At 72.8% G+C, this 4,193-nt stretch carries 4 protein-coding genes; 3 read left to right on the top strand and 1 reads right to left on the bottom strand.

Annotated elements, in window-relative coordinates:
- The first annotated feature begins 191 nt into the window (after positions 1-191).
- The 3 genes from AB0J52_RS29995 (at position 192) to thiI (ending at position 3,517) form a co-directional block, all read left to right on the top strand.
- Entirely contained in the window at positions 192-836 is a 645-nt protein-coding gene (locus AB0J52_RS29995; protein ID WP_500185999.1) for a response regulator, read from the top strand.
- A gap of 210 nt (positions 837-1,046) precedes the next feature.
- Positions 1,047-2,072: a 6-phosphofructokinase gene (locus tag AB0J52_RS29990; protein ID WP_500185998.1), complete on the top strand. Its 1,026-nt coding sequence runs from the start codon at positions 1,047-1,049 to the stop codon at positions 2,070-2,072.
- A 218-nt stretch (positions 2,073-2,290) separates the two neighbouring features.
- Positions 2,291-3,517: a tRNA uracil 4-sulfurtransferase ThiI gene (gene thiI, locus AB0J52_RS29985; RefSeq protein ID WP_500185997.1), complete on the top strand. Its 1,227-nt coding sequence runs from the start codon at positions 2,291-2,293 to the stop codon at positions 3,515-3,517.
- A gap of 269 nt (positions 3,518-3,786) precedes the next feature.
- Here thiI and AB0J52_RS29980 read toward each other — a convergent pair.
- Positions 3,787-4,193: DUF5954 family protein (locus AB0J52_RS29980; protein ID WP_500185996.1), on the bottom strand; the 407-nt coding region annotated here is incomplete at its 5' end.

The following is a 4,193-nucleotide window of genomic DNA, read 5'->3' as shown; positions in this document are numbered from 1 at the left end:
GTCCCGCTCCGCCCGGGCGGACGACCGCGCGCCGGGGCTCGCGCCATGGGCATCTCCGCGGATGCTCGATGGAGGGTGTTATCAACCGATATGCCCTGCCTGTGGCATCACACCCGTAACACGGAGATTTCGGCCGGGTGCGGCCGTAGGGTTGGCGTGTGAGCGACGAGAGCACCCGATCCCTGCGCGTGATGGTGGTGGACGACCACCCGATGTGGCGTGACGCCGTGGCCCGCGACCTGGCCGAGGCCGGGCACGAGGTGGTCGCCACGGCCGGGGACGGACGGACCGCGCTGCGCGTGGCGCCCGCCGTCCGCCCGGAGGTCGCCGTGGTCGACCTCCAGCTGCCCGACATCAGCGGCGTGGAGGTGACGCGCGGCCTGGTCGCGGCCGACCCGCCCGTCCGGGTGCTGGTGCTGTCGGCGAGCGGCGAGCAGCAGGACGTCCTGGAGGCGGTGAAGGCGGGCGCGACCGGCTACCTGCTGAAGTCCGCCGCCCGCGAGGAGTTCCTCGCCGCCGTCCGGACGGCCGGCGACGGCGACGCGGTGTTCACGCCCGGCCTGGCGGGGCTCGTCCTCGGCGAGTACCGGCGGCTGGCGGCGGCTCCGGCCCGTCCGGACGAGCAGGACGGCGCCCCGCGCCTCACCGAGCGCGAGACCGAGGTGCTGCGGCTGGTCGCCAAGGGCCTCACCTACAAGCAGATCGCCGAGCGGCTCGTCCTGTCGCACCGGACGGTCCAGAACCACGTGCAGAACACGCTCGGGAAGCTCCAGCTGCACAACCGGGTCGAACTCGTCCGCTACGCGATAGAGAAGGGCCTGGACCGCGAGTCCTGAACCTCCCGGTTCGGCGGGATCCCAGGTCGGCGGGCCGGACCGGCCCGGCGGACGGCCGGCGGGCCGCCGGATCCGGACCCGCCCGGCCGGTGCGGGCCGGACGAACCGGACACGCTATGGTCTAGACCAATCCGAATGCCGGATCGCGGCGCGGCCGCGCACTAGGCTGACGGTCGAGACCAGCGGAGAGTCCTGTCGGAAGGTGAGGGAATGCGCGTCGGAGTGCTGACCGGGGGCGGCGACTGCCCCGGCCTGAACGCCGTGATCCGCGCCGTGGTGCGCAAGGGCGTCAAGGAGTTCGGCTACGAGTTCGTCGGCTTCCGGGCCGGCTGGCGCGGCCCGCTCGAAGGCGACACCATGGCCCTCGACGTCGAGGCGGTCCGCGGCATCCTGCCCCGCGGCGGCACGATCCTCGGCTCGTCCCGGACCAACCCGATCAAGGTCGAGGGCGGCATCGAGCGGATCCAGGACAACCTGGCCGGGCTCGGCGTGGACGCCCTGATCGCGATCGGCGGCGAGGACACCCTCGGCGTCGCGAGCCGGCTGTACGAGCACGGGGTGAATGTCGTCGGCGTCCCGAAGACGATCGACAACGACCTGAACGCCACCGACTACACCTTCGGCTTCGACACCGCGGTGAACATCGCCACCGAGGCCATCGACCGGCTGCACACCACCGCGGAGAGCCACCACCGCGCGCTGATCTGCGAGGTCATGGGCCGGCACGCGGGCTGGATCGCGCTGCACGCGGGCATGGCCGCGGGCGCGAACGTGATCCTCATCCCGGAGAAGCCGTTCGACATCGACGAGGTCGTCGCCTGGGTCGAGTCCCGGTTCAAGACCCGGTACGCGCCGATCATCGTCGTCTCCGAGGGGGCCCACCCCAAGGAGGGCCAGATGGAGCTGCAGACCGGCGAGAAGGACGCCTTCGGGCACGTCCGGCTCGGCGGCATCGGCCAGACCCTCGCCGACGAGATCGAGCGGCGCACCGGCAAGGAGGCCCGCGCCACCGTGCTCGGCCACATCCAGCGCGGCGGCACCCCGACCGCGTTCGACCGGGTCCTCGCCACCCGGTTCGGGCTCCAGGCCATCGACGCCGTCCGGGAGGGCGACTTCGGCAAGATGGTCGCGCTGCGCGGCACCGACATCGTCCGGGTCGGGCTGGACGAGGCGACCGCCGAGCTGAAGACCGTCCCGCTGGAGCGGTACACCGAGGCCGAGGTCTTCTTCGGCTGATCAGACTGTCCAGGACGCCCCGGACCGCCCGCGGCCCGGGGCGTCCTGCCGTCCGGCCCCGATCCCGGCGGCCGCGGGCGTTCCCGGCGGCCGCGGAAGCCCGGCGGCGCGGTCCTCGGGGGGCCGGGAAGAGAATCGGCGGTCGCGGCGTTGCCGTTCGTGGGCCACACTTAGACGTTCGCCCCTTCACCCCGTATGCCGTCCCAGGAGGAAGCCGCATGTCCACGCTCGAGGCGCCGTCCGTCGCCGTCCGGGAGCAGTCGCCGGTCGACGGCGAACCGTGCGCGCTGCTGAAGCTGGGCGAGGTCGTCCTCAAGGGCAAGAACCGGGAGCTGTTCGAGAAGCGGCTCGCCGACAACGTCCGCACGGCCGTGCGCCCGATCGCGAAGGTGGACGTGATCCGCCGCCACGGCGTGTTCATCGTCCGCACCAAGGACGCCCACGTCGAGCTGGTGGACCGGCTGGTCCAGCGGATCTCCGACGTCATGGGCATCGTCTGGGTGCACCGCGCCTGGCGGGTCGGCAAGGACGTCGAGAGCGTCGAGCGCGCCGCGCTGGAGCTGATGGCCGGGCGCGAGGGCAGCTTCGCGGTCCGGTCCAAGCGCCGCGACAAGCGCTTCCCGCTGACCTCCACCGAGCTGGACCGGCAGGTCGGCGGCAAGATCAACGACGTCTACGGCAACCCGGTCAAGCTGAAGAACCCCGACATCACGGTCTCCATCGAGATCGACCGGGACGAGGCGTTCGTCTTCTCCGGCGGCGTGCCCGGCGCGGGCGGCCTGCCGGTCGGGATGAGCGGCCGCGCGCTGGTGCTGATGTCCGGCGGCATCGACTCGCCCGTCGCCGCCTACCGCATGATGCGGCGCGGCCTGCGGGTCGACTACCTGCACTTCTCCGGCATGCCGTTCACCGGCCCGGAGTCGATCTACAAGGCGTACGCGCTGGTCCGCGAGCTGGACAAGTACCAGGGCGGGTCCCGGCTGTTCGTGGTGCCGTTCGGCAAGGCCCAGCAGCAGATCAAGTCGTCCGGCGCGGACCGGCTCGCCGTGATCGCCCAGCGCCGCCTGATGCTGCGCACCGGCGAGCTGCTGGCGCACCGGATGCGCGGCGCGGCCCTGATCACCGGGGACGCGCTGGGCCAGGTCTCCAGCCAGACCCTCGCCAACATCACCGCCCTGGACGACGCGGTCGAGCTGCCCATCCTGCGTCCGCTGGTCGGCATGGACAAGACCGAGATCATGGACCAGGCCCGGCGGATCCGGACGCTGTCGATCTCCGAGCTGCCGGACGAGGACTGCTGCACCATGCTCGCCCCGCGCCGCGCCGAGACCCGCGCCAAGATCGACGACCTCCGCCAGATCGAGAAGCGCCTCGACGTGGAGGAGCTCGCCGAGCAGCTGGTCGACAGCGTCCAGGAGCACCGCCCGGTCTACGGCGACTCCTGACCACCCGCCACCCCGGCACTCCACGGCCCGTTCCCCGCTCGACCCGAGCGGGGAACGGGCCGTTCCGCGTGGCGCCGCCCGGCTACCGCGGCTAGGGCCTGTCTCGAAGTGGCCGCCCCAGCCGCGCGCGAACGCGTGACCTGCACGGTGGAGCGAAGCCGGAGGCGAACGGAACCGGGCAGATCGCGGAGCGATGCCGCGTTCGCCCAGGCGCGGTCACGGAGCGAGCCGTTAGGCGAGCGAAGTGGGCCGGGACTTCGAAACGCAGCCTAGAGGATGTCGAGGTCGGTCGGGCGGGGCGGCTCGGGGCCGTCCGGGCCCATGAGGGTGATGCGCTCGATCCGGACGATCCGGAACCGCCGTCCGACGACCTCGATGCCGTTGCGGCGGGTGCCGTCGGTCATCAGGTCGGCCGCGGCGGCGTACTCCGCGCGCTCGCCCTCGGCGGGGTCCTCCACGGCGGGGACCACGTGCCGGAAGTACAGGGCGAGCGAGTCGCGGGCGGCGCGCGGGCTGTCGTGCAGCCGCCCGGTCGGCCGCCACGACCCCGACGCCCGCTCGGCGACCGCGAACGCCGGGTTCATCGGCAGCGGGGTGAGGAACGCCTCCGAGGCGGGCTCGGCGCCCGCGTGCGCCGCCGCGTCCAGCAGCTGGCACAGCAGCTCGGAGGCGGCCA

The organism is Spirillospora sp. NPDC049652, from assembly GCF_040675125.1.
GTDB lineage: Bacteria > Actinomycetota > Actinomycetes > Streptosporangiales > Streptosporangiaceae > Spirillospora.
This window is presented reverse-complemented; position numbering and strand designations above follow the sequence as displayed.